Below are 22,023 nucleotides of genomic sequence, written 5' to 3' on the forward strand. Positions count from 1 at the left end.
GCGTCCACGAGCGTGTCGTCGCGCTTGATGGGGCCGAGGTGGTCCAGGAGCACTTCGGCCTGCGCCGACTCCAGGCGGTGGAGTTCGGCGATGAGCCGCTTCTCGTAATCGCCGTCCGAGGCGTCGCCGAGGGCGGCGTGGTCGACGTCGCCGATGCCGTAGTGGTGGTGGTAGAGGCCGTCGACGTCGCCGAGGCGGAGGTTCACGGGCCGGGCCTCGTGGTCCCAGTAGCGGGCGATGTCACCCTGGTAGGGGGTCGCCGGCGAGGGGATGATCACCGAGGGTGCGGCGGTGGTCGTGTCGACGGTGGTGAATTCGGTGCTGGTCACAGATAAATCCATCCTTACCAGAAATCGGGCAGGCTGTAGCGATAGGTGTTGGTCTGGTGCCAGTGGTGGTTGCCGTCGACCCAGGCGGCCACTCCGCGCAGGAAGCGCGACACGCTCGGGACGGGGCAGGCGGCGGCCAGGGCGGCCGCCTCCGATTCGAACTCGTGCATGAGCTCGTTGTGGACCTCGACCGCCTTCAGGTAGGCCTCCTTGATGGGGAGGTCCTCGCGTCGGGCGATCACCACCGGCAGGTTCAGGTGCAGGCCGGGGCTCGCGAGCTCCTTGGTGTAGGAGTAGAGGTCGTTGACGATGGTGGTGGCGTTGCCGGCGAGCGCGATGACGCGTTGCATGGCCGGCTGCGCGTGCAGGTCCGCCGGCAGTTCGTAGCCGCCGACGGTGTCGGTGATGGTGGGGCAGGGGCGGAAGTTGTTGAACTGCCGCATCGACAGGTACTCCCACACCTCCGGTACGTGGTCCGTCTCCGCCCAGGAGGCCTCGGCGAGGTACCCCAGGTGGAGGCGGGCCATGTCGTGGCGGAATCGATCCGCCTGGGAGGGCGTCGCCAGCCGGAGGAAGTACTCCATCGCCGAGCGGTAGGAGCGCCGGGGGGCGTCCGCGTACAGGGACTCGGCCCAGGCGGGCCGGTACTCCTTCGTCGTGTGGAGCGGGTCCAGCGCGGTGTGCGCCAACAGCAGGCGCCCGCCGAGGCCGACGGGGGATCCGCCGTGGTCCTCGCAGTACACGTCGTCGACGGCGTTCTCGGCGACCATCAACCGCGTGGCGACCATCAGGTGGTCGACGGTCGGGGCGTCGGGGTGGCAGCCCACCATGTAGCGGCCGACGACGAACCCGTCGAACTCGTCCTCCCAGTCGTCGGGGTAGAGGTCCACCTCGTCCTCCGCCCAGGCCTTGATCCTGCGGCTGACCTCCTCAACCCGCACCGGATCGGGCTCCGGGATCGGGTGGTGGTACAGGCCGGGGATCGGGCTGCCCACCGCCGGCGCTCCGCCTCCGGCGGACGGGGACGGCGCGGGTGCCTCCTCGCGCCGGGCCAGGGACAGGCCCGCCGTGCCCAGGCCGCTGGGGCCGCGCAGGATCCGCTCCAGGGGCGCGACCGCCGCCGGCGCGGCGGCGACCTCGGGTACGGGCGCCTCGGACGCGGGAAGCTCCGGTGCGGGAACCTCCGCCGGGACCGCCGCGGGGGCGGCCTGCGGGGCTTTGAAGGGGTGGACGGGGGCCGACGGGAGGCCGGCCCGTACGGGCGGAGCGGGCACGGCCTCCGGCACGACGCCCGGCGCGGTGTCCGGCACGGTGCCCGGAGGGGCGTCGGCCGCGGCCTCCACGCCGGCGGACAGCGCCCGGGCGAGGACGTGCGCCCCGAGACCGGCCGCGGCGGCCGGCAGGCCCGATTGCAGGGGGGAGAGCCCGGGAGCGGGCATCCGTTACTCCTTGGTGAGGTGGGTGGGCCGGCCCGGATCCCGGGAGTCCCGGGCGCGGCCGGCCCGGAACGCCCGGGCCGGTGCGGCCGGTCGCTGCGTGTCGCCGCCCGGGCGGACTAGTCGCGCCTGCGGGCGATCTGGACGTTCTCCAGGACGCCGAGCGCGTCGGGGACCAGGACGGCGGCGGAGTAGTAGGTGGTGACCAGGTAGGAGATGATCGCCTGCTCGCTGATGCCCATGAACCGCACCGACAGGCCCGGTTCGTACTCCTCCGGCAGGCCGGTCTGGTGCAGGCCGATGACGCCCTGGTTCTCCTCGCCGGTGCGCATGGCGAGGATGGAGCTGGTGTTCTCCGGGCTGATGGGGATCTTGTTGCAGGGCAGGATCGGTACGCCGCGCCAGGCCGGGACCGACTGGCCGCCGACGTCCACGTGGTCGGGGTACAGACCGCGGGCGTTGAACTCGCGGCCGATCGCGGCGATCGTCTTGGGGTGGGCCAGGAAGAGCTTGGTGCCGCGCCGGCGGCAGAGCAGCTCGTCGAGGTCGTCCGGGGTGGGCGGGCCGGAGTGGGTCTGGATCCGCTGCTTGAAGTCGGCGTTGTGCAGCAGGCCGAACTCCCGGTTGTTGACGAGTTCGTGCTCCTGGCGCTCGCGCAACGCCTCGATGGTCAGCCGGAGTTGCTCCTCCGTCTGGTTCATCGGCCCGTTGTAGAGGTCGGCGACCCTCGTGTGGACCCGCAGGACGGTCTGGGCGATGGAGAGTTCGTACTCGCGCGGCTTGAGTTCGTAGTCGACGAAGGCGCCCGGGAGGTCCGCCTCACCGGTGTGGCCGGCGGACATGGCGATCTCGGCCTCGCCGTGACGGTTCTGCCGCTGCTGCGGCAGCGAGCCGACCTGCTCGACGTGGTCGCGCAGGGCCGGCGCGGCGGCCAGGACGGAGGCGAAGTCGGCGCGGGAGAGGGTGAGCAGCGTACCGGCGGTCTCGGCGGTGGCGGTGAACTGCCAGCGGGCTTCCTCCTCCACGAGGGCGTCGTCGCCGAACCGGTCTCCGTCGGCGAGTACGGCGACGCGCACCTCGTCCCCGTACTTGCCGACGGAGGTCTGGGCGATGCGGCCGTGGGCGATCAGGTGGATCTGCTCGGCCGGGTTGCCGCGCTGCACCAGGACCTCGCCGGCGCGGAAGTCCCGCTGGACGCACCGGCCGGCGAGGGCGGTCAGCACCTCCACGTCCTCGAAGCCGCGCAGCAGGGCCAGTTCGCCCAGTTCGCGGGGGATCACGCGAACGTCGGCACCGTCCTGGACGAACTCGATCCGCCCGTCGCCGACGGTGTAGTTGAGACGCCGGTTGACCCGGTAGGCGCCGCCCTTGGTCTCCACCCAGGGAAGCGTCCGCAGCAGCCAGCGGGAGGTGATCTCCTGCATCTGGGGGGCGGACTTGGTGGTGGTGGCAAGGTTGCGGGCGGCAGCCGTGCTCAGGCTGGACTGCTGAGGCGGTGCCGGCTGCGCTTCCGGGCTGGTGTCGACGGTCATCGCGCGGGGATCTCCTTCGCAAGGGCGGTGATCGGCGTACACGCGCGTCACCGGGTAAAGAGGAAAAATGGGGGCGAATATCGGGGAATCCGTCCAGATCCGTGGGAACACTAACGGCCGCATCGGCCGGTCCGCCCGGTCAAGCCAGGGGTATTACCTCGATGCAGTGATCTTGCGAGGAAGGGTGTTTGCGAGGGCCTCCGACGGGTTCGAGCCATATGCCGCCGGTTCATCCCGCGGGCCGGCCGGAAGCCGTCCGGTCCCCCTCCCGTACCCCTCCCCCGGCGGTCCGCGAGGGAGATCGGTCCGCCGCCCGGCGAAGCACGTACGGGGGTCGTCCGGTCGGGCTACGCTCCTCGGATGGAACGCGCTGAGGTACTCAAACGAGTGATCGGCATCCTCACCGAGGCCCAGGACATCCGCCTGGCGGCCCAGGCGGGCGAGCCGGAGGTTTCTGAGGCTTCCGGGGATTCCGGGGCCTCCGGCCGGGGCCCGGGCGACGAGGGCGGCACGGCCGGCGTCGCCACGCACCTGCTGAACGAGATGCTGCCGTCGATCCGGGTGCCCGCCGACGCGACCCCCCGGGAGGTGGCCGCCCTCGTCGCCGAGGCGCTCGGGCCGGCCCTGCACACGATGGTCTCCGGGTTCAGCCTGGCCTTCACCAGCCTGGCGATGGCCCACGACGCGGGGCGTACGGACGTCACCTCGATGGAGGTGCTCCAGGAGCTCGCCCTGGAGATCGAGGCCGGATCCTACGACGAGGGCCCCTGAGGCCCCCTCCGGCGCCGGTCGGGCCCCGCCGGCATGGGTGGGGCCCGACCGGGTAGGGGCCGCACATGGCAGTACCACTGACCGACAGCACGCTGTCACTGCTGACCCACGGTTACGCCTGGGCCCCCACCCTGCGCCGGGCCCACGACGACGCCCCCCTGATCCGCACCCGCCTCCTGGGCCACGCGACGGCCCTGCTGCACGGCCCCGAGGCCGTCGCCCTCCTCTACGACGCCGAGCGCGTCCTGCGCCACGGAGCGGTTCCCGGTCCCGTGCTGGACACCCTCTTCGGCCGCGGGGCGGTGCACACCCTGGACGGTCCCGCGCACCTGGCGCGCAAGGGCCTGTTCACCTCGGTCCTGATGGATCCCGCCTCCGTCGCCGCCCTGACCCGGCGCGTCGAGCGCGGCTGGCAGGAGGCCGCGCCCGGCTGGGAGGGCCGTCGGGTGGTCCTCTTCGACGAGGTCGCCGCCCTGCTCGCCGAGGCCGTCTGCGACTGGACGGGACTGCCGGTACCGCGGGACGCCGCCCGGCAGATCGCCGAGGACTGCGTCGCCATGGTCGACGGCTTCGCGACCCCGGGCCCCCGGCACCGGCACGCCCGTCACGCCCGGAACCGGCAGGAGGGGGCGCTGGCCCGCGCCGTGGTCGACGTACGCTCCCCCGGGGCGGGTCGGTCGGCGGCGCCGGCCGGGTCCCCGCTGGAGGCGATCGCCCTGCACCGCGGGCCCGACGGCGCCCTCCTCGACCCGCACACGGCCGCCGTCGAGCTCCTGAACGTCATCCGGCCGACCGTCGCCCTGGCGTGGTTCGTGGTCTTCGCCGCCCACGCCGTGCACCGCCACCCCGGGCGCGGGGACGAGCTGCGTTCCGGCGGAAGGGCCCACGCGCGGGCCTTCGCGCACGAGGTCCGCCGCTTCTACCCCTTCGTGCCCTTCATCGCGGCCCGGGCCGCGGCGGACATCGCCTTCGCGGGCGCCCGGATCCCGGCGGGGACGCTGCTGCTCCTCGACGTCTACGGGCACCACCACGACCCGGCGCTGTGGCACGCGCCCTACCACTTCGAACCCGTACGCTTCCTCGGCCGCGAGCCCGACCCCTCCGAGCTGATCCCGCAGGGCGGCGGGGACGCGCGGACCGGCCACCGCTGCCCCGGCGAGGACATCACCGTCACCGTCCTCGCGACCCTCTCGGCCGCCCTGGCGGACCTGGACTTCGCCGTACCGGCCCAGGACCTGTCCATCCCGATCAACCGCGTCCCGACGCGCCCGCGCAGCGGCTTCGTGATCGACGTCGCCCCGGGGTCGGGCAGCCGCCCGGGCCTGGCCTCCCACGCGCGGACCTGAGCCGTTTTCCCCCCGTCGCGAGCGGTGCGCGCGGGGGCAAGGGGGCGGGCGCGCTGGGGCAACCGCGTCGAGCCGGGCGGGCCTACGTTCGGTGCGTGGCCGGTCGCGGGAACGCGGCGGCGGTCACTTCCGACCTTTTCCCGCTCCGCTTGTCGCGTCCCGAGAGGACAGCCCCATGTTCGACGTCAGTCAGGTGCACGCCGCCCCGAGCGCCGACCTCCTCACCCCCGACAACTGCGTCATGCTCTTCGTCGACCACCAGCCGCAGATGTTCTTCGGCACCGGCAGCGGCGACCGCACCGCGATCATCAACAGCACGGTGGGCCTCGCGAAGGCGGCGCGCGCCTTCGACGTCCCCGCCGTGCTGACCACGGTCGCCGCCGAGTCCTTCTCCGGGCCGCTGCTGCCGCGGCTCGCCGCCGTGTTCCCCGACGCGAAGCCGATCGACCGCACCAGCATGAACGCCTGGGAGGACGGGGCCCTGGTCGAGGCGGTCCGCGCCACCGGCCGCAGGAAGATCGTCCTGTCGGGGCTGTGGACCGAGGTCTGCCTCGTACTGCCGGCGCTGTCCGCGCTGGAGCAGGGCTACGAGGTCTACGTCGTCACCGACGCCTCCGGCGGCGTGACCCCGGCCGCCCACGAGCACGCCCTCCAGCGGATGCTCGCCGCCGGCGCGGTCCCCGTGACCTGGGTGCAGGTGCTGCTGGAGCTCCAGCGCGACTGGGCGCGCGAGGAGACGTACGGCGCCGTCATGGAGATCGTCAAGGAGCACGCGGGGGCCTACGGTCTCGGCGTCGTCTACGCGCAGACGGTCATCGGCGCGCACGCGGCCGGCTGACCCCCTTGGACACCGGCCTGCTGGTCCTGCGGCTGCTGGTGGGCCTGCTCATCGCCGGCCACGGGGTGCAGAAGATCAGTACGCGCCTCGGCGGGAAGGGACTCGACGGCGGGTCCCGCGAGTTCCGCGCCGACGGCTTCCGCGGCGGGAAGGCGACCGCCCTCGCGGCGGGCGGCGGCCAGATCGGCTCCGGGCTGCTGCTCGCGGCCGGGCTGCTCACCCCGCTCGCCTCCGCCGGGGCCGTCGGCGTCATGACCGTCGCCCTCACCGTGAAGTGGCCGAACGGCCTCTGGGTGCAGGACGACGGCTACGAGTACCCCTTGGTCCTGATCGGCGTGGCCGCCGCCCTGGCCGCCTGCGGTCCCGGGGCCTGGTCCCTGGACCGGGCGCTCGGCCTGACGCCGTACCCGCTGTGGTGGGCCGCCCCCGTCCTCGCGGCCGGCGTGGGCGGCGGTCTGCTCACCCGGCTCGCACTGCACCGCGCCCCCGCATGAGACCGGCCCGGCCGTCCGCGTACACCCCCTTCGAGCGGACGGCCGGGCCCCCTCCGGGCCACGCCCGGGACGAGAACCGAACGACAACGCACAGGAGCACATCCACATGCCGTACATCAAGGTCGCCGAGGGCACCTCCGCGCCCGTCGAGCTCCACTACGAGGACCACGGCTCGGGCCGTCCCGTCGTGCTGATCCACGGTTGGCCGCTCGACGGGGCCTCCTGGGAGAGGCAGACCGCCGCGCTGCTGGCCGCCGGACACCGGGTCGTCACCTACGACCGGCGCGGCTTCGGGCGCTCCGACCGGCCGGCCGAGGGCTACGACTACGACACGTTCGCCGCCGACCTGCACGCGGTGCTGACCGCCCTCGACCTGCGCGAGGTCACCCTCGTCGGCTTCTCGATGGGCTCGGGCGAGGTCGCCCGCTACCTCGGCAACCACGGGTCCGGGCGGATCGCCGGGGCCGTCATGATCGGGGTCGTCCCGCCGTTCCTGCTGAAGACCGAGGACAACCCGGCCGGTGTGGACGGCGGGGTCTTCGAGGGGATCGAGGCGGCGCTGCGCGCCGACCGGTTCGCGTTCCTGGACGACTTCCTGGCCGACTTCTACAACGTCGACGTGCTGGGCGGCGAGCGGATCAGCGAGCAGGCGGTCCGGGCGAGTTGGAACGTGGCGGCCGGCGCCTCGGCCAAGGCCACCGTCGACTGCGTCCGGGCCTGGCTGACCGACTTCCGCGAGGACCTGCCCCGGATCGACGTCCCCGTGCTGATCGTCCACGGCGACGCCGACCGCACGCTGCCCATCGACTCGACGGCGATCCCGCTGGCGCGGCGGATCCCCGGCGCCGAGCTGAAGATCGTCGCGGGCGGCCCGCACGGCCTGCTGTGGACGCACGCCGACGAGGTCAACGAGGCGCTGCTCGCCTTCCTCGGCTGAGCGGGCCCCCCGTCCGGCGCGCCGGTGGCCGTCTCCCACCCGGGGGCGGCCACCGGGCCGATCCTGGGCCTCGTACGCCACGGCCGTCCCTCCCCCGCCCGCCCTCTCCTCCCTTACCCTTCCCGGTTTCCCACCGCCTCCCGAAGGAGCACCGCCTTGTCGAACGATCCCTCGACGCCCTCCGCGCCGAGCACCCCGCACGCGCCCGTCCTGGAGCCCGCCGCCCGGGCCTTCGCCGACGCCACCGCGCGACCGCCGTTCCTCTACGAGATCCCCGTCGCCGAGGGCCGCAAGGCCGTGGACGACGTACAGAGCGGCGAGGGCGTCGTCCTGCCGCCCGTCGACGAGGAGTGGGTGACCGTGCCGGGCGGCCCCACCGGCGGGGTCCGCACCCGGATCCTGCGCCCGCGCGGGGCCACGGGCCCGCTGCCGGTGATCCTCTACATCCACGGGGCGGGGTGGGTCTTCGGCAACGCCCACACCCACGACCGGCTGGTCCGCGAGCTGGCCGTCGGCGTGGGGGCGGCCGTGGTCTTCCCCGAGTACGACCTCTCCCCCGAGGCCCGCTACCCCGTCGCCATCGAGCAGAACCACACCGTGGCCCGCTGGATCGGCGAGGAGGGCGGACGGTACGGGCTCGACGGCTCCCGGATCGCCGTCGCCGGCGACTCCGTCGGCGGCAACATGAGCGCCGCCCTCACCCTGATGGCCAAGGAGCGCGGCGACGTCCGGCTCGCCGCGCAGGTCCTGTTCTACCCGGTGACCGACGCCTCCTTCGACACCGAGTCCTACGAGCGGTTCGCCGAGGGGTACTTCCTGCGCCGGGACGCCATGCGCTGGTTCTGGGACCAGTACACGACCGACCCGGCGCAACGCGCCGAGCCCACCGCCTCCCCGCTGCGGGCCGGCGCGGAACGGCTCGCGGGTCTCCCGCCCGCCCTGGTGATCACCGCCGAGGCCGACGTGCTGCGCGACGAGGGCGAGGCGTACGCCGCCGCGCTGCGGGCCGCCGGCGTCCCCGTCACGGCCCTGCGCGTCCTCGGCACCCTCCACGACTTCGTGATGCTGGACGCGCTGCGCGACACCCGGGCCGCGCGGCTCGCCGTCGGGCTCGCCGTCGACACGCTGCGCGAGGCCCTGGCGTGAGCGGCGCGACGAGCATGCCCGTGGGGGGCATACGTCCGGTCGCCGCCCCCGACGGGGCCGCGGCCGACCTCCTCGTCCGCAACGCCAAGGTGTACACCGGGGATCCCGCCCGGCCCGAGGCCGGCGCCGTCGCCGTCCGCGACGGGCGGGTCCTGGCCCTCGGAGACGACCACGACCTCGCGGGGCTAGTCGGGCCCGGCACGCGGGTCGTGGACGCCCTGGGCCGTCGGGTGGTCCCCGGCCTCAACGACGCGCACCTGCACGTCATCCGGGGCGGCCTGAACTACGTGCTGGAGCTGCGTTGGGACGGGGTGCGCAGTCTTCGCCGGGCCCTCGCCATGCTCCGCGAGCAGGCGGGTCGGACCCCGAAGGGGCAGTGGATCCGGGTCGTCGGGGGCTGGACCGCCGAGCAGTTCGCCGAACGCCGGATGCCGACGGTCGCCGAGCTGAACGCCGCCGCGCCGGACACCCCGGTGTTCGTGCTGCACCTGTACCGGTCGGCCCTGCTGAACCGGGCCGCCGTACGGGCCGCCGGGTTCACCCGGGAGACCCCCGACCCGCGCGGCGGGCAGATCGTCCGGGACCGGGACGGGGAACCGACCGGGGTGCTGCTGGCGGCGCCGGGCGCCCTCGTCCTGTACTCGACGCTGGCCAAGGCCCCGACCCTGGGCGAGGCCGACCGGCGCACCTCCACGATCCACTTCCTGCGCGAGCTGAACCGCTTCGGCCTCACCTCCGCCCTCGACGCCGCCGGCGGCTTCCAGAACTTCCCCGACGACTACGGGACGGTCGTCGACCTGGCCCGCTCGGGGGAACTCACGCTGCGCATCGCCTACTACCTGTTCCCGCAGACCGCCGGCCAGGAGCTCGCCGACCTGCGGCGCTGGACGCAGACGGTCAGGCCCGGCGACGGCGACGAGTGGCTGCGCCTGGCGGGCGCCGGCGAGAACCTCACCTGGGCCGCCGCCGACTTCGAGAACTTCGCCGAGCCCCGGCCCGCGCTCGACGCCGACTACGAGGTCGAGTTCGAGCGGGCGGTGCGGCTGCTCGCGGAGAGCGGCTGGGGCTTTCGGCTGCACGCCACCTACGACGAGACGATCCGCCGCCACCTGGCCGTCTTCGAGAGGCTCGCGGCCGAGGGGCTCTTCCCCGCCGGCAACCGGTGGCTGTTCGACCACGCCGAGACCGTCTCGGACCACAGCCTGGACCGCGTCGCCTCCCTCGGCGGGGCCCTGTCCGTGCAGAACCGGATGTCCTTCCAGGGCGCCGCGTTCCTCGACCGGTACGGGGCGCGGGCCACGGCCCGCACCCCTCCCCTGCGGGCCATGCTGGAGCGCGGTCTGACGGTCGCCGCCGGGACGGACGCCACGCGCGTGTCCTCGTACAACCCGTGGGTGTCGCTGCACTGGCTGGTGAGCGGACGCACCGTCGGCGGTACGGCCCTGTACCCGGCCGCGAACCGGCTCGACCGGCGGACCGCGCTCGACCTGTACACGCGGGGCGGGGCCCGGCTCACCGGCGAGGAGGACGTCAAGGGCGTCCTGCGCGAGGGGTACTACGCCGATCTCGCCGTCCTGTCGCGGGACTACTTCAGCGTGCCCGAGGAGGCGATCCCCGACATCGAGTCGGTGCTGACGGTCGTCGGCGGGCGCGTCGTGCACGGGGCGCAGGAGTACGCGGGTCTCGACGAGGCCGTCCCGCCGATCGCCCCGGCGTGGAGCCCCGTCGCCCACTTCGGCGGGTACGCGGCCGGCGGGGCCCGCCAGGCCGACGCCGTGGTCGAGGCCGTCGGCGAGTCCGAGGAACACCGCCTGTGGCGGGCCGCCCGCGCCGACGCCGGACCCGGGCCGGGCGCCCCGGGCCCCGTAGACCCGTGCTTCGCGCACTGAACGAGGGGAGTCCGCGGATGGGTACCGATACCGACGGGGAGGGTCCCGGTCGTCGTTTCGAGCCGGACCTGCGGTCCATGACCCGGATCACCCTGCGCCCCATCGCCTCGCCGATGCCGCTGGGGTTCTTCACGGTGGCGATCGCGTCCGTGATGACGGGCTGTCTGCAACTGGGGATCCTCCAGGCGTCGGAGCGGCGGGCCGTCGCCCTGTGCGTGCTGCCGGCCTTCGTCCTCCAACTCCTCGTGTCCGTCCTCGCGTTCGGGGCGCGGGACGTGATCGCGGCGACGCTGATGGGCACCTTCGCCGGGAGCTGGCTGGCGTACGCGCTGGTCGTGGGGACCGACGCGGCCGGGGGGCCGCGGGTGCTCGGCGTGTTCAACCTGGCGCTCCTGTGCTTCGGGGCGCTGATGGCGGCGGTGACGCGGCCCAAGCGGGCGCTGTGGCTGGTCCTGGTGGTCTCGCTGCCACGCTGGGCGGCGGGGGGCCTGGCGGGGCTGACCGGATCGCCGTGGGTCGCGCAGGCGGCTGGGGCGCTGGGTCTCCTGGTGGCCCTCGCGGCCTGCTACGCGGCGTTCGCGCTGATGCTGGAGGACATGCGGGGCGCGCCGGTGCTCCCGATCGGGCGCAGCGGGCCGGCGCACCACGCGGTCGAGGGGGACCTGGCGGTGCAGTTGCGCGATCTGGAGCGGCAGGCGGGCGTACGCCGCACCCTGTGAGGGGCCGTCCTCGGCGCGGTGTCCCGGGCGCGGTCAGACCGTGCCCGGGCGCTCCGCGTCCGGGGCGGGGCCGGGGCCGGGGGTGCTCCGGGCGTGCGCCTGCCATTCCCGGGGGGACATCCCGTAGGCGGCGCGGAAGGCCCTGCTGAAGTGGGAGGGGCTGACGAAGCCCCAGCGCTGGGCCACCGCCGAGACGGTCGGGGCGGTCACGGAGGGGCGGGACAGCTCCCGCCGGCACCGCTCCAGCCGTTCGCGGTGGATCCAGCGGCCCACGCTGATGCCCTCGGCCCGGAACAGTTTGTGCAGGTGGCGCACGGAGACGTGGTGGGCGCTCGCGATCCGCTCCGGCGAGAGCGCGGGATCGCCGAGGTTGCGCAGGACGTGTTCCTTGACGCGGGCCAGCATGCCCCGGGCCGCCTCCGGGGCCGTCGGGTCCAGCGTTCCGCGGCGTTCGCGGACCAGCACCGCCAGCAGGTCGGTGGCGGTCAGGGCGAGCTGGTGGGCGGTGTACGCGTCGAGGGCGGCGGCCTGTTCGGCGAGGCGGGTCAGGTACCCGGCGACCAGTCCGGAGGTTCCGGAGCCGGCGCTGAACAGGGTGCCGGTGACCGCGCGCAGGTCGCCGTCGGAGAGTCCCAGGCCCTGCTTGGGCACCCGGAACGCGGTGAAGCGGAAGTCGTCCGGCTGTTCGCGCCGGTAGGAGCGTGCGGCGTCGGAGCAGGTGAAGGTGCCGGGACCCACCAGGGCCCGGCGGCCGTCCTGGAGGAGCCGTGCGGTGCCCCGGTGTTGGAGGGTGACGGTGAGGTACTCGGCGCCGCCCTGCGCGATGCGGCGTTCGTTGCGCGACACCGTCTGCGGGCCCGCCTCGACCACGGAGACCTGGAGGGGCCCGAGCCGCCGGCTGGTGATCGTCCCGACGGAGGCTTCGCGGTCGTGCAGGACGACGTCGAGCGGGATGAAGGTGCCGGACACCAGATGGTGCCAGCGGTCGGCCCGTTCGGAGGGCGACAGCGGGGAGGAGGCGGACGGGGCGAGGGGCATGGGTGACTCCGAGTGCGGTGCGGGGTGTTCCTGTCCCCCACTCTCGGACCGGGCGGCGCCGCGGCCATCCGTCACATGACTTGCCTCGTGTCCGGGGGTCCGCTCACCCGCCCGTTCACCCGCCCGTTCACTCGCCCGGTTCCCGCTCGACGACGTCGCGCAGTTGGGCGCGGGCGCTCACCCCGAGGACGGGGAAGGCCTGGTAGAGGTGGGTGCCCACGGTCCGGGGGGACAGGAAGAGGCGTTCGCCGATCTCCCGGTTGGTCAGGCCCCGCGCGGCCAGTCGTACGATGCGCTGCCGCTGCGGCGTCAGGGAGCGCAGGGCGCTGGTCCGGGGCGACTCGATGACGACGCCCGCCGCCCGCAGCTCCGCCTCGGCCCGGGCGGCCCAGTGCGGGGCGCCGAGGCCCTCGAAGACCTCGCGGGCCTCGGCCAGGGCCGCGCGGGCGTCGGCGACGCGGCGCTGTCGGCGCAGCCATTCGCCGTACTCCAGCCGGACCTGGCCGCGTTCGAAGGGCCAGCGCGCTCCGGCCGGGTCCTGGAGCGCCGCCTGGAAGTACGCGTCGGCCTCGGCCGGTTCGGCGAGGAGGGCGCGGGCGCGGAGCAGGATCTGCCGCAGTCGGGGCGAGGCCCCGTCGCCGACCTCGACGGTGACGGCCTCCAGGGCGGCGCGGGCCTCCTCGGCGTGGCCGGTGAGCACGGCGGCGGCCGCGTGGTCGGCGACGGCGTAGCACGACAGGTGGTAGTGGACGGGGGCTCCCGAGGCGTCGTAGAGCGCCCGCAGGTGGTGGAAGGCCGCGGCGTGGTCGCCCTGGGCGGTGGCGGCGAGACCGGCGGCGCGCCGGGCGCGGGCGACGGTGGCGAGGGCGCGGGCCGGTTCGGTGACGGCGAGGACGGCGGTGGCGTGGCGCAGGGCGGTCTCGGGTTCCCCGGTCAGGGCGCACAGGGTCGCGAGGGCGGCCAGGGCGCGGGCGGAGCCGAGGCCGCGCCGGCCGGCGAGGAAGCGGTCGGCGAGCCGCTCGACGCCGAGCCGGGCGTCGGCCCACCGGCCGCTGTCGAGGTTGGCCCAGGCCAGGTCCGCGGCGGCCGTGCCGGCGTGGAAGTCGGCCGCGTCCTCCCACTGCGGGTTGACCACCTCGCCGAGCAGGGCGACCGCCGTCTCGGTCTCGTCGAGCAGCATGCACAGGACGCCGAGGGTGTGGTGCTCGGTGGGGATCAGGCCGGGCGCGGAGGTGAGCGCGGGCAGCCGCTCGCGCACCGCGTTCCCGTGTGCGAAGGGGTCGGTGGCGCCGATGTCCCAGAGGTGGAAGGGATGGTCGGCCATGCCGTCCTCGCTGCCGCGGGCCGCGAGCATCGGGCGGATCCGTTCGCGTTGGGCGGGGATCCCGCAGTGGTAGGCGATGCCGGTCGCGATGGTGGAGACGCCGGCGTCGATCTGCGTCGAGCCGGGCAGTTCGTCGGGCAGGACCAGGGCGAAGGCGCGTTCCATGCGGAGCATGAGCATCTCCACCAGGCCGCTCAGGGCGGAGATCCACCGCACGGCGTCCGGGGCGCCGTCGAGGGGCGAGGCGCTCGCGGCGAGGGCGCCGGCCCGGTCGACGTCGCCGACGACGACGGCCGCGTAGGCCGCGGTCGACAGCAGGCGCGTCCGCTCGGTGGGGTCCGGGTTCAGCCGCGCGGCCCGTTCCAGGCCGGCGAGGGCCTCGGCGACGGCGCCCCGGGCGAAGGCCCGCATGGCCGTGGTCTCCAGGGCGGTGGACACCTCCGCGTCGGGGGCGAGCGTGGCGGCCGACAGCTGCCAGGCGCGTCGGTCGGGGTCGGTGTCGAGGACGGCCGCGAGCGCGAGGTGGGCGCGCCGGCGGTCGGCGAAGGGGGCGGCGCCGTAGATGGCCGAACGGATCAGGGGGTGACGGAACTGTATGCGGTCGGCCTCGATCCGGACGAGGCCGGCCCGTTCCGCCGGGAGCCACACCCGCGGGTCGGGGTCGGTGGGCAGGGCGGCGAGGACGTCGGACAGGGCGGCGCCCTCGGCGGCGGCCGCGACGAGCAGCGCCTCGCGGGTGGCCTCGGGCAGTTCGTCGACCTGGCTGGTGAAGGCCCGTTCCAGCAGGTCGGTGACGGGTACGGGTCCCACGGCGGGGAGCCGGCCGTCGCGGGCGGCCGTGCGGGCCAGTTCGATCAGGGCGAGGGGGTTGCCGGCGGCGGTGGCGAGGACGTGCCGGCGGTTGGGGCCCACGGGCGGTTCCGGTTGGGCGCCGAGGAGTTCCTCGGCCTCGGCGGGCGACAGGGCGGGCAGCAGGAGGTGCGGGACGGCCGGGTCCAGCCAGTCGGGGCGCCGGCAGCCCCTCGCGGCGACGAGCAGGGCGATGGACTCGCCGGCCAGGCGCCGGGCGAGGAAGCCCAGGACCCGGCAGCTGCCGGGGTCGAGCCACTGGGCGTCGTCGACGGCGAGCAGCAGGCGTCCGGTCGAGGCGACCTGTGAGGTGAGGGTGAGGACGGCCAGGCTCATCATCATGTGGTCGGGCGGGGTGGGGTCGTCCCCCAGGCCGAACGCCGCTTCCAGCGCCGTGCGCTGACGGACCGGCAGGCCGTCGACGGAGTCGAGGACGGGCAGCAGCAACTGGTGCAGACCGGCGAAGGCGAGTTCGGCCTCGGCGGCGTTGCCCCGGACCCGCAGGACCCTGGTGCCGGCGCGCAGGGCCTCCTCGACAGCGCTGTCCAGCAGCATCGTCTTGCCGACGCCGGGGTCGCCGAGGAGCAGCATCGACGCCGCCTCGGTGCGGGGCGACAACGCCTCGGCGAGGACGGCCCGTTCTTGCCGGCGCCCGATCAACACGCAACTCCCGGAGCTCTTCGCGCAGGGGTGCGCGGGGGTGGTCGCCCCGTGGTCCCCATCCGTTCGAACAGGAGGGCGGGCGGTACCCGGCGGAGCTTAGTCGCAGTGTGTTCCGTGGCGAATTCGGGAGGGTCGCCGGTCGAGACGAATACGGGCCGCAGATCGTTCGGTTGACGGGCCGTCCGGCCGGATCGGGCCCCTCGGGAGGGTGCGTCGGGGCGGCGGCGGGCACCCGCGCGCGGGGCCGGTAGGGTGGGCCGCGAACCGGTGGAGGACGTTCCGGGCCACGGCGGTGACACGTACGCGCCAATCACTCGTTCGGGGCGCGAGGGGTCCGTCCGGCACCGCGCGTCCCGTCGGACACCACCCGACACTGCCCGTGGACTGCCGCTACACGTTCCGTGACCGCTCGCCACGGGTTCGTCGCGGGACCTTCACAGGGCGCGCACTTCCGGCCGTTCTCCGCACCCCCGCCCTCCGAGGGGCAGACGGCGTGTTCGAGGCAGCCCTAGCCTCCCGGGCCATGCGATCACCTCTGAAGAGCCGCCTCGGCCTCGCCACCGTCCTCGCCTTCGTCCTGGCCCTGTTCGGCCTCGCCCCGGCCGCGAGCGCCGACCCCGCGCCGGCCGCGCTCACGTTCACCTCCAACTCCGCCACGGTGACCCCCGGCGGCACGGTGAACCTCTCGATGACGCTCACCAACAACAAGACCTACGACATCTGGTTCGTCTACCAGACGATCAGCCCGACCTGGCTGACCACCCAGCGCCCCGACCTGAAGTACAGCTTCACCGGGTGCAGCCTGGCGACGCCCACGGGCGCCACGTCCTGCTCCGGCACCGGCCCGTCCGACCTCGGCGCCAACTACGGCGCCACCATCCCGCCCGGCCAGAGCCGCACCGTCACCCTGACGCTCCAGGTCGCCGCCGACTCCGGTTGCAACGGCAACATAGGTTTCTACTCCTACTACTACGCCGAGTTCAGCGACAGCACGAACACCAGTGGCGGTCCGGCCTACACGCCCGAGACCCGCGTGCTCTGCGCCTGACGGTTCGGCTCGACCCCGCACCACGGGGAGGTGGCCGGAAAGCGCCGCCCGCCGACACCCGAGTGGTCTGGACCTCTGAAGTGCCGCACCGGCGGACCGTTTCGGTCCGCCGGTGCCTCGTTCGTGCCCGGACCGGCCATCGAGCCGCCGCGGGCTTCCGCTTGAGGGCCGCCGGCGGCCCCGTGAAGACCGGCCGGCCCCGGATCGACGCCCTTTGGGCACCTACTTTTTTTCGTCGGTTTTCGCGACATCACCACGAAAGCTACACACAGGCACCACCATGTGACGCGACGGATGCGTCGACGACCGGTTTCTGAGGGGGACATCGGCGTCGCGCCATGGGGGAGCGTCCGCTTCGTGCGAAGCGTGCTCACCCCTGCCCGGGGAGGGGACTTCACCGCATGAAGCGAAGGATACGCACCGCCGCGTTATCGGTCGGCGCACTCATCGTCGCGCTCGGCCTGCCCGCGGGCACGGCCCAGGCCGACACCACGACACCCCGCGTCGACCTGCGGGTGCTGGTCGTGACGGACGGCGGACCGGCCGTGCAGGCCATCACGGCGGAGCTGGAATCGGCGGGGACGCCGTACACGCAGATCGACCTCACCCGCCCGGACCGGCCCACCATCGACCCGGCCTTCCTCGCCGACACGGTCGACGGCCGGCCGCGCGCCAAGTACCAGGCGGTGGTGCTGCCGAACGACAACCCGTTCGGGGCGGGCTCCACCGAGATGACGGCCCTGGCGGCCTACGAGCAGGCGTACGCGATCCCGCAGGTCGACGCCTACACGTACGCGCGCCCCCAGGTCGGCCTCCAGTACTTCGTCCCCGGCGGCTACGCCGGCAGCGTCGACGGCGTCCAGGCCCAGGTCACCGCCGCCGGTCGCTCCGGACCCTTCGGCTACCTCGAAGGGGCGGTGCCCTTCGAGGACAACTCCCCCACCGTGGGCGAGAGTTACGCCTACCTCGCACAGCCCGCCCCCGGCGCGGACTTCACCCCGTACGTCGACGCCCCCATCCCGGGCACGGCCCGACGCGGATCCCTGGTCGGCGAGTACCGGCACGACGGGCGGCGCGAACTCGTCGTCACCTTCGTCTACAACCGCTACCAGCAGCAGTACCGACTGCTGGCCCGCGGCATCGTGGAGTGGATGACCGGCGGCGTGCACCTGGGCGCCTCCCGCAACTACTTCGCCGTCCACGTCGACGACGTCTTCGCCGCCGACGACCGCTGGGACACCGTGCTCAACTGCACCCCCGGCGACGTCGACTGCGCGGCCGGGACCGGCACGCCCAACCCCATCCGGATGACCGCCGCGGACGCCTCGTACGCCAAGTCCTGGCAGGACTCCAAGGACTTCACCCTCGACATGGTCTACAACGGGGCCGGCAGCCTCGACCAGCGCGAGGACAACAACGGGGTCGACGAACTGGCCGACCGCCTCCAGGCGGACCGCGCCGAGTTCCGCTGGATCAACCACACCTACACGCACGCCTTCCTCGGCTGCGAACAGGACACCAGCGTGGTCCCGTGGCGGTGCGCCACGAACCCGGGCGGCGGCACCAGGTGGGTCAGCCGGACCGCCATCGACGACGAGATCGTCCTCAACCGCGTCTGGGGACAGAGCTTCGGGCTGCCCCTGCAGAACGACGAACTGGTCACCGGCGAGCACTCGGGCATGGCGGTCCTCCCGCAGCAGCCCCAGGACAACCCCAACCTCGCCCTCTCCCTGACCGGCACCGGCATCAAGTGGCTCGCCTCCGACAACTCCCGCGATCCCGAGCAGCGCCGGGTCGGATCGGCCGCCACCGTCGCCCGCTACCCGGTGAACGTGTACTACAACGTCGGCAAGGCCGCCGAGGCCGTCGACGAGTACAACTGGATCTACACCTCCCGGGCCCAGGGCGGCAGCGGCATCTGCGAGGACCACGCGGACACCACCACCTGCCTGCCCGCCCCGCTCGACCCGGCCACGGCGTACGCCGGCCACATCGTGCCGATCGAGACCCGGACCGCGCTCGGGCACGTCCTGTCCAACGACCCGAAGCCGCACTTCATCCACCAGTCCAACCTGGCCGAGGAGCGCCTCGCCTACCCCGTGCTGAACGGCGTCATCGACGGCTACCAGGCCCTCTTCGCCGACAACACGCCCCTGGTCAACCAGCGGATGAAGGACACCGGCCTGGAACTCCAGCGCCGCGGCGCCTGGAAGGCCGCCGTCAAGGCCGGGCAGGTCAGCGCCCACCGCATCGGCGACACCGTGACCGTCACCGCCCCCGCCGGGCTCGACGTCACCGCGACCCTGCCCGCCGGCACCCGGCAGGGCGGCCCCACCGGCGCCGCGTACGGCAGCCCGTACGCCGGGCAGGTCTCCGGCTGGACCCCCTCGACGGGCACCCCGCTGATGCTGGCCCTGCCCGCGTCGGCGCCCGCGGCCCCGTCCGCCGTGACCGCGCCGCGGTCCGCGCCGGCCGTCGCCCCCGCCCCGGGCGCCCACGTCCCCGCGGCCGTACGGGAGTCCGGCGCCGAAACCGACCGGCGCTGAGACGGCGTACGCCGGTCCCGACCGCCGCCACCACGCGGCCGGGACCGGTCCGACCCACCCCCACACACCTGCCGTGGAGCACCCGCATGTACGTTCACCACGGCGCGCGACGCCCCGGCGCGACGCGCGTCACCCTGCTCACCGAAGGCACGTATCCCCACAGTCACGGCGGCGTCAGCGTCTGGTGCGACCAACTCGTCCAGGGCATGCCCGACATCGACTTCGAGGTCATCGCGGTCACCGGAACCGGCCGCGAACCCGTGGTCTGGGACCTGCCCGGGCACGTCCTGGGGGTCCGGGCCGTCCCGATGTGGGGCACCCCGCCCGAGGGCCGCGCCCCGCGCGGACGCGCCCACCGCCGCCTGTCCGACGCCTACGAGCACTTCGTGACCTCGCTGCTCGACCCGTGCGCCGAGGCCGGCTTCGCGCCCGCGCTCTACACGATGGCGCACGCCGCGGCCGACGGCGCCCTCGGCCCGTTCCTGCGCGGCGACCGCGCCATCGCCGTCCTGTCCGCCGTCTGGAACCGCCCCGGGCTCGCCGTGCGCGAGGCCCGGCCGACCCTGCACGACGCCCTCACCGCGACCTCCCTGCTGGAGCACGCCCTGCGCCCGCTGGCCGCTCCCCCACCGGAACACGGGGTCGCGCACGCCGTCAGCGGCGGCGTCGCCGTCCTGCCCGGACTGGCCGCCCTGGAACGGCACGACGTCCCCCTGCTCCTGACCGAACACGGCGTCTACCTGCGCGAACGCTACCTGGGCTACCGCACCGCCCCGTACCGCTGGCCGGTGAAGGCCGTCGTCCTCGGCTTCTTCCGACTGCTGGCCGAGGAGAGCTACCGCCGGGCCGCCCTGATCACCCCCGGCAACCGCTACAACCGGCTGTGGGAGGAGCAGGGCGGCGCCGACCCGCAGTCCATCCGCACGGTCTACAACGGCGTCGACCCCGCAGCCTTCCCGCCCGCCGGGCCGGAACCGGACGTGCCGACGCTCAGCTGGGCCGGCCGGGTCGACCCGATCAAGGACCTCGAAACGCTGATCCGCGCCTTCGCCCTGGTCCGCGAACGCGTACCCGAAGCCCGGCTGCGCCTGTTCGGCGGGACCCCGCGCGGCGGGGAGGCGTACCGCGAGCGCTGCGAGGCGCTGGCCCGCGACCTCGGGCACGCGGACTCCGTCACCTTCGAGGGCCGGGTCGACGACATCAAGGACGCCTACGCCGCGGGCAACGTCGTCATGCTGTCGAGCATCAGCGAAGGCTTCCCCTTCACCCTCATCGAAGCCATGTCCTGCGGGCGGGCGACCGTCTCCACCGACGTGGGAGGGGTGCGGGAGGCGGTCGGCGAGGCGGGCCTCGTGGTCCCGCCGCGCGACCCGGCCGCCATGGCCGGCGCCGCCCTGGAACTGCTCGGGGACGCCCGGCGCCGGGCCTCGATGGGCGAGGCGGCGCGGCTGAGGGTCATCGAGCAGTTCACCCTGCGCCAGACCATCGACACCTTCCGTTCCATCTACCTGGAACTGCCCGAACTCGACCGCGCGGCACGCCTGGCGCGGGTCCCGGCGGCCTCCGCCGGCACCCTCGGCGTGCGCGGCGTACCGGCGTCGGTCGGGCCGGTGCCCGCCGGCGGGGTCCTCACGGGGACCGGGACCGGCGGCGGCGCCGGAGCGGGGAGTCTGGCCGGATGAGCGGGCCGATGTCACTCGAACCCGGCGGGTCCAACCAGGACACGCTGACGCTGCGGCTGGCCGACACCCGGCGGGCACCGCGCCACCAGCGCACCGACGCCACCCTCACCCTGCGGCTGCCCTCCTTCGGACCGAACGAGGAGGAGGTCAGCCGGCTCGCCGCCGAACTGGCCGACCGCGTCGGCCCGGCCGTCCACCCCTACGAGGTGGCCGCGCTGCTGGAGGCGGACGGCCTTTCGGCCGACGTGATCCGGGAACGGTACGGGCACCCGAACATCTTCTCCCTGGCGGCCGCGCTGTTCGAACGGGTGCCCCGGGTCTTCGTGGAACCCTCCAAGGGGCCCGACCCGTGGCGGCCGGACCACGTGCGGTGCCTGCTGCGCGGGGTGCTGTTCGCCCTGCCCGGTCTGGCGTACCTGTTGACGGCGCCGCTGTGGAACCCGGGCCGGCACGCCACCGCGCTGGTCGTCGCCGGCATCGTCTCCTGGGCCTGGGGACAGGCCCTCGGACACCGGGCCTACCTGCGCATGGTGACCGGCCGTCGGGAGGCGGGCCGCACCCTGCTGGTGGGAGCCCCGGTCGGGGCCCTGTGCGCCACCGCCGCCGCGGCGGTGCCCGCCGGGGGCGGGCCGGTGATCTGGGCGGCGGCCGCGCAGTCCCTCTACCTCGCCGCGGCCGGCGTGCTGCTGGTGCTGGGCCGCGAGCGCCTGCTGCTGGCGGCGCTCACCCCGTTGATCGCCGGCGGGGCCGTCCTGCCCTGGTGGGAGCCGGGGCCGGTGATCCGTACGGGGCTCCCCGTCCTCGCGCTCCTCGCGACGCTGGGGGCGGCCGCCCGGTCGCTGCGCGCCGCCCACTCCGCCCCGGCGGCGGCCGACGCGGGCCCCCGGCCCCGGCTGCTGCGCTCCCTGCCGTACGGCCTGTTCGGCCTGGCGGCGGCGGTGCTGGTGCTGCTGGAGGGGCGGCAGGAACCGTACGCGGTGATCGCCCTCACCGTGAGCATGGGGCCGGCCGAATGGCTGCTGTACCGCTTCCGGGGACTGTCCGTCACCGCGCTCGGGGCGGCGGCCACACCCGTCGGGTTCCTGCTGAGGTCGGCCGGGGTGCTCGCGCTGTGCCTGTCGGCGTACGTGGTGCTCCTGCTGCCCGTGGCCCTGCTGACGGGCGCCGCCCCGGTCACGCTGCCGGCGCTCGCGGCGACCCTGTGGACCGCGCTGCTGCTCCAGGCCTTCGGGGTGGCCTGGCCGCCGGCCGTCATCTGTACGGCGGCGGCGGGCGGGGCGGGCGCGGTCACGGCGCTCGGCCTGGCGCCGGGCCCTACGGTCCTGCCACTGGCCTTCGGTCCGGCCGCGCTGCTGCTGGCGGGCTGTGCGCTGTGGATCCTCGGGCGGCCGGCCCGACACACCTGACGGCCGGCCGGGGGGCTCCCACCCGCTCCC

16 protein-coding genes and 1 pseudogene are annotated in these 22,023 nt (G+C 74.5%); 12 read left to right on the top strand and 5 right to left on the bottom strand.

Features of this window, described 5'->3' with window-relative positions; genetic code table 11:
- The 3 genes and pseudogenes from AB0D01_RS34135 to AB0D01_RS34145 form a co-directional block, all read right to left on the bottom strand.
- Nucleotides 1-341, bottom strand: a pseudogene (locus tag AB0D01_RS34135) (SAM-dependent methyltransferase); the annotation flags it as partial.
- Nucleotides 342-343: 2 nt separating this feature from the next.
- Complete coding sequence (locus AB0D01_RS34140; protein ID WP_363062232.1) at nucleotides 344-1,768, bottom strand: family 2 encapsulin nanocompartment cargo protein terpene cyclase; 1,425 nt, start codon at nucleotides 1,766-1,768, stop codon at nucleotides 344-346.
- A gap of 116 nt (nucleotides 1,769-1,884) precedes the next feature.
- Nucleotides 1,885-3,297, bottom strand: coding sequence for a family 2B encapsulin nanocompartment shell protein (locus AB0D01_RS34145; protein ID WP_363062234.1), 1,413 nt, complete (start codon nucleotides 3,295-3,297; stop codon nucleotides 1,885-1,887).
- Nucleotides 3,298-3,657: 360 nt separating this feature from the next.
- Here AB0D01_RS34145 and AB0D01_RS34150 point away from each other — a divergent pair, with 360 nt between their 5' ends.
- The 8 genes from AB0D01_RS34150 to AB0D01_RS34185 all read left to right on the top strand — a co-directional run bounded on the left by AB0D01_RS34150 (nucleotide 3,658) and on the right by AB0D01_RS34185 (nucleotide 11,437).
- Nucleotides 3,658-4,068 carry a hypothetical protein gene (locus tag AB0D01_RS34150; protein WP_363062236.1) on the top strand — a complete coding sequence of 137 codons (411 nt, stop codon included), beginning with the start codon at nucleotides 3,658-3,660 and terminating at the stop codon, nucleotides 4,066-4,068.
- A 65-nt stretch (nucleotides 4,069-4,133) separates the two neighbouring features.
- Nucleotides 4,134-5,414 (top strand): cytochrome P450, encoded by a 1,281-nt coding sequence (locus AB0D01_RS34155; RefSeq protein ID WP_363062238.1) that lies wholly within the window; start codon nucleotides 4,134-4,136, stop codon nucleotides 5,412-5,414.
- Nucleotides 5,415-5,589: 175 nt separating this feature from the next.
- A complete protein-coding gene (locus tag AB0D01_RS34160) occupies nucleotides 5,590-6,252 on the top strand; it encodes a hydrolase (protein ID WP_363062240.1) in 663 nt (220 codons plus the stop codon).
- A gap of 5 nt (nucleotides 6,253-6,257) precedes the next feature.
- Nucleotides 6,258-6,746 (top strand): DoxX family protein, encoded by a 489-nt coding sequence (locus tag AB0D01_RS34165; RefSeq protein ID WP_363062242.1) that lies wholly within the window; start codon nucleotides 6,258-6,260, stop codon nucleotides 6,744-6,746.
- 106 nt (nucleotides 6,747-6,852) lie between these two features.
- Nucleotides 6,853-7,683, top strand: coding sequence for an alpha/beta hydrolase (locus AB0D01_RS34170; protein WP_363062244.1), 831 nt, complete (start codon nucleotides 6,853-6,855; stop codon nucleotides 7,681-7,683).
- 156 nt (nucleotides 7,684-7,839) lie between these two features.
- Entirely contained in the window at nucleotides 7,840-8,829 is a 990-nt protein-coding gene (locus AB0D01_RS34175; protein WP_363062245.1) for an alpha/beta hydrolase, read from the top strand.
- Between the two features lie 14 nt (nucleotides 8,830-8,843).
- On the top strand, nucleotides 8,844-10,718 hold the full coding sequence (locus tag AB0D01_RS34180; RefSeq protein WP_363062310.1) for an amidohydrolase: 1,875 nt from the start codon (nucleotides 8,844-8,846) through the stop codon (nucleotides 10,716-10,718).
- A 17-nt stretch (nucleotides 10,719-10,735) separates the two neighbouring features.
- Complete coding sequence (locus AB0D01_RS34185; RefSeq protein WP_363062247.1) at nucleotides 10,736-11,437, top strand: GPR1/FUN34/YaaH family transporter; 702 nt, start codon at nucleotides 10,736-10,738, stop codon at nucleotides 11,435-11,437.
- Between the two features lie 33 nt (nucleotides 11,438-11,470).
- Here AB0D01_RS34185 and AB0D01_RS34190 read toward each other — a convergent pair whose 3' ends face one another.
- Nucleotides 11,471-12,475, bottom strand: a complete 1,005-nt coding sequence (locus AB0D01_RS34190) for a helix-turn-helix domain-containing protein (RefSeq protein WP_363062249.1) — start codon at nucleotides 12,473-12,475, stop codon at nucleotides 11,471-11,473.
- Between the two features lie 127 nt (nucleotides 12,476-12,602).
- Nucleotides 12,603-15,311 carry an AAA family ATPase gene (locus AB0D01_RS34195; protein WP_363062251.1) on the bottom strand — a complete coding sequence of 903 codons (2,709 nt, stop codon included), beginning with the start codon at nucleotides 15,309-15,311 and terminating at the stop codon, nucleotides 12,603-12,605.
- Nucleotides 15,312-15,834: 523 nt separating this feature from the next.
- Here AB0D01_RS34195 and AB0D01_RS34200 point away from each other — a divergent pair.
- From AB0D01_RS34200 to AB0D01_RS34215, 4 genes are all read left to right on the top strand, one after another.
- Nucleotides 15,835-16,359 (top strand): hypothetical protein, encoded by a 525-nt coding sequence (locus AB0D01_RS34200; RefSeq protein WP_363062253.1) that lies wholly within the window; start codon nucleotides 15,835-15,837, stop codon nucleotides 16,357-16,359.
- A gap of 401 nt (nucleotides 16,360-16,760) precedes the next feature.
- Nucleotides 16,761-18,905 (top strand): hypothetical protein, encoded by a 2,145-nt coding sequence (locus AB0D01_RS34205; protein WP_363062255.1) that lies wholly within the window; start codon nucleotides 16,761-16,763, stop codon nucleotides 18,903-18,905.
- An 86-nt stretch (nucleotides 18,906-18,991) separates the two neighbouring features.
- A complete protein-coding gene (pelF, locus tag AB0D01_RS34210; protein ID WP_363062257.1) occupies nucleotides 18,992-20,587 on the top strand; it encodes a GT4 family glycosyltransferase PelF in 1,596 nt (531 codons plus the stop codon).
- The gene (locus AB0D01_RS34215; protein ID WP_363062259.1) at nucleotides 20,584-21,993 is read left to right on the top strand and encodes a hypothetical protein; all 1,410 of its coding nucleotides are present in this window, start codon (nucleotides 20,584-20,586) and stop codon (nucleotides 21,991-21,993) included. Before pelF ends, AB0D01_RS34215 begins: the two co-directional genes overlap by 4 nt.
- The last annotated feature ends 30 nt before the right edge of the window (nucleotides 21,994-22,023 follow it).

This window comes from Streptomyces sp. NPDC048606 (assembly GCF_040650855.1).
In the GTDB taxonomy this organism is placed as follows: domain Bacteria; phylum Actinomycetota; class Actinomycetes; order Streptomycetales; family Streptomycetaceae; genus Streptomyces.

Bases quoted from the DNA above. Each gene is read 5' to 3' on its own strand.
- AB0D01_RS34140 (WP_363062232.1), bottom strand. From the start codon at position 1,768: ATGCCCGCTCCCGGGCTCTCCCCCCTGCAATCGGGCCTGCCGGCCGCC.
- AB0D01_RS34145 (WP_363062234.1), bottom strand. From the start codon at position 3,297: ATGACCGTCGACACCAGCCCGGAAGCGCAGCCGGCACCGCCTCAGCAG.
- AB0D01_RS34150 (WP_363062236.1), top strand. From the start codon at position 3,658: ATGGAACGCGCTGAGGTACTCAAACGAGTGATCGGCATCCTCACCGAG.
- AB0D01_RS34155 (WP_363062238.1), top strand. From the start codon at position 4,134: ATGGCAGTACCACTGACCGACAGCACGCTGTCACTGCTGACCCACGGT.
- AB0D01_RS34160 (WP_363062240.1), top strand. From the start codon at position 5,590: ATGTTCGACGTCAGTCAGGTGCACGCCGCCCCGAGCGCCGACCTCCTC.
- AB0D01_RS34170 (WP_363062244.1), top strand. From the start codon at position 6,853: ATGCCGTACATCAAGGTCGCCGAGGGCACCTCCGCGCCCGTCGAGCTC.
- AB0D01_RS34180 (WP_363062310.1), top strand. From the start codon at position 8,844: ATGCCCGTGGGGGGCATACGTCCGGTCGCCGCCCCCGACGGGGCCGCG.
- AB0D01_RS34185 (WP_363062247.1), top strand. From the start codon at position 10,736: ATGGGTACCGATACCGACGGGGAGGGTCCCGGTCGTCGTTTCGAGCCG.
- AB0D01_RS34190 (WP_363062249.1), bottom strand. From the start codon at position 12,475: ATGCCCCTCGCCCCGTCCGCCTCCTCCCCGCTGTCGCCCTCCGAACGG.
- AB0D01_RS34200 (WP_363062253.1), top strand. From the start codon at position 15,835: ATGCGATCACCTCTGAAGAGCCGCCTCGGCCTCGCCACCGTCCTCGCC.
- AB0D01_RS34205 (WP_363062255.1), top strand. From the start codon at position 16,761: ATGAAGCGAAGGATACGCACCGCCGCGTTATCGGTCGGCGCACTCATC.
- pelF (WP_363062257.1), top strand. From the start codon at position 18,992: ATGTACGTTCACCACGGCGCGCGACGCCCCGGCGCGACGCGCGTCACC.
- AB0D01_RS34215 (WP_363062259.1), top strand. From the start codon at position 20,584: ATGAGCGGGCCGATGTCACTCGAACCCGGCGGGTCCAACCAGGACACG.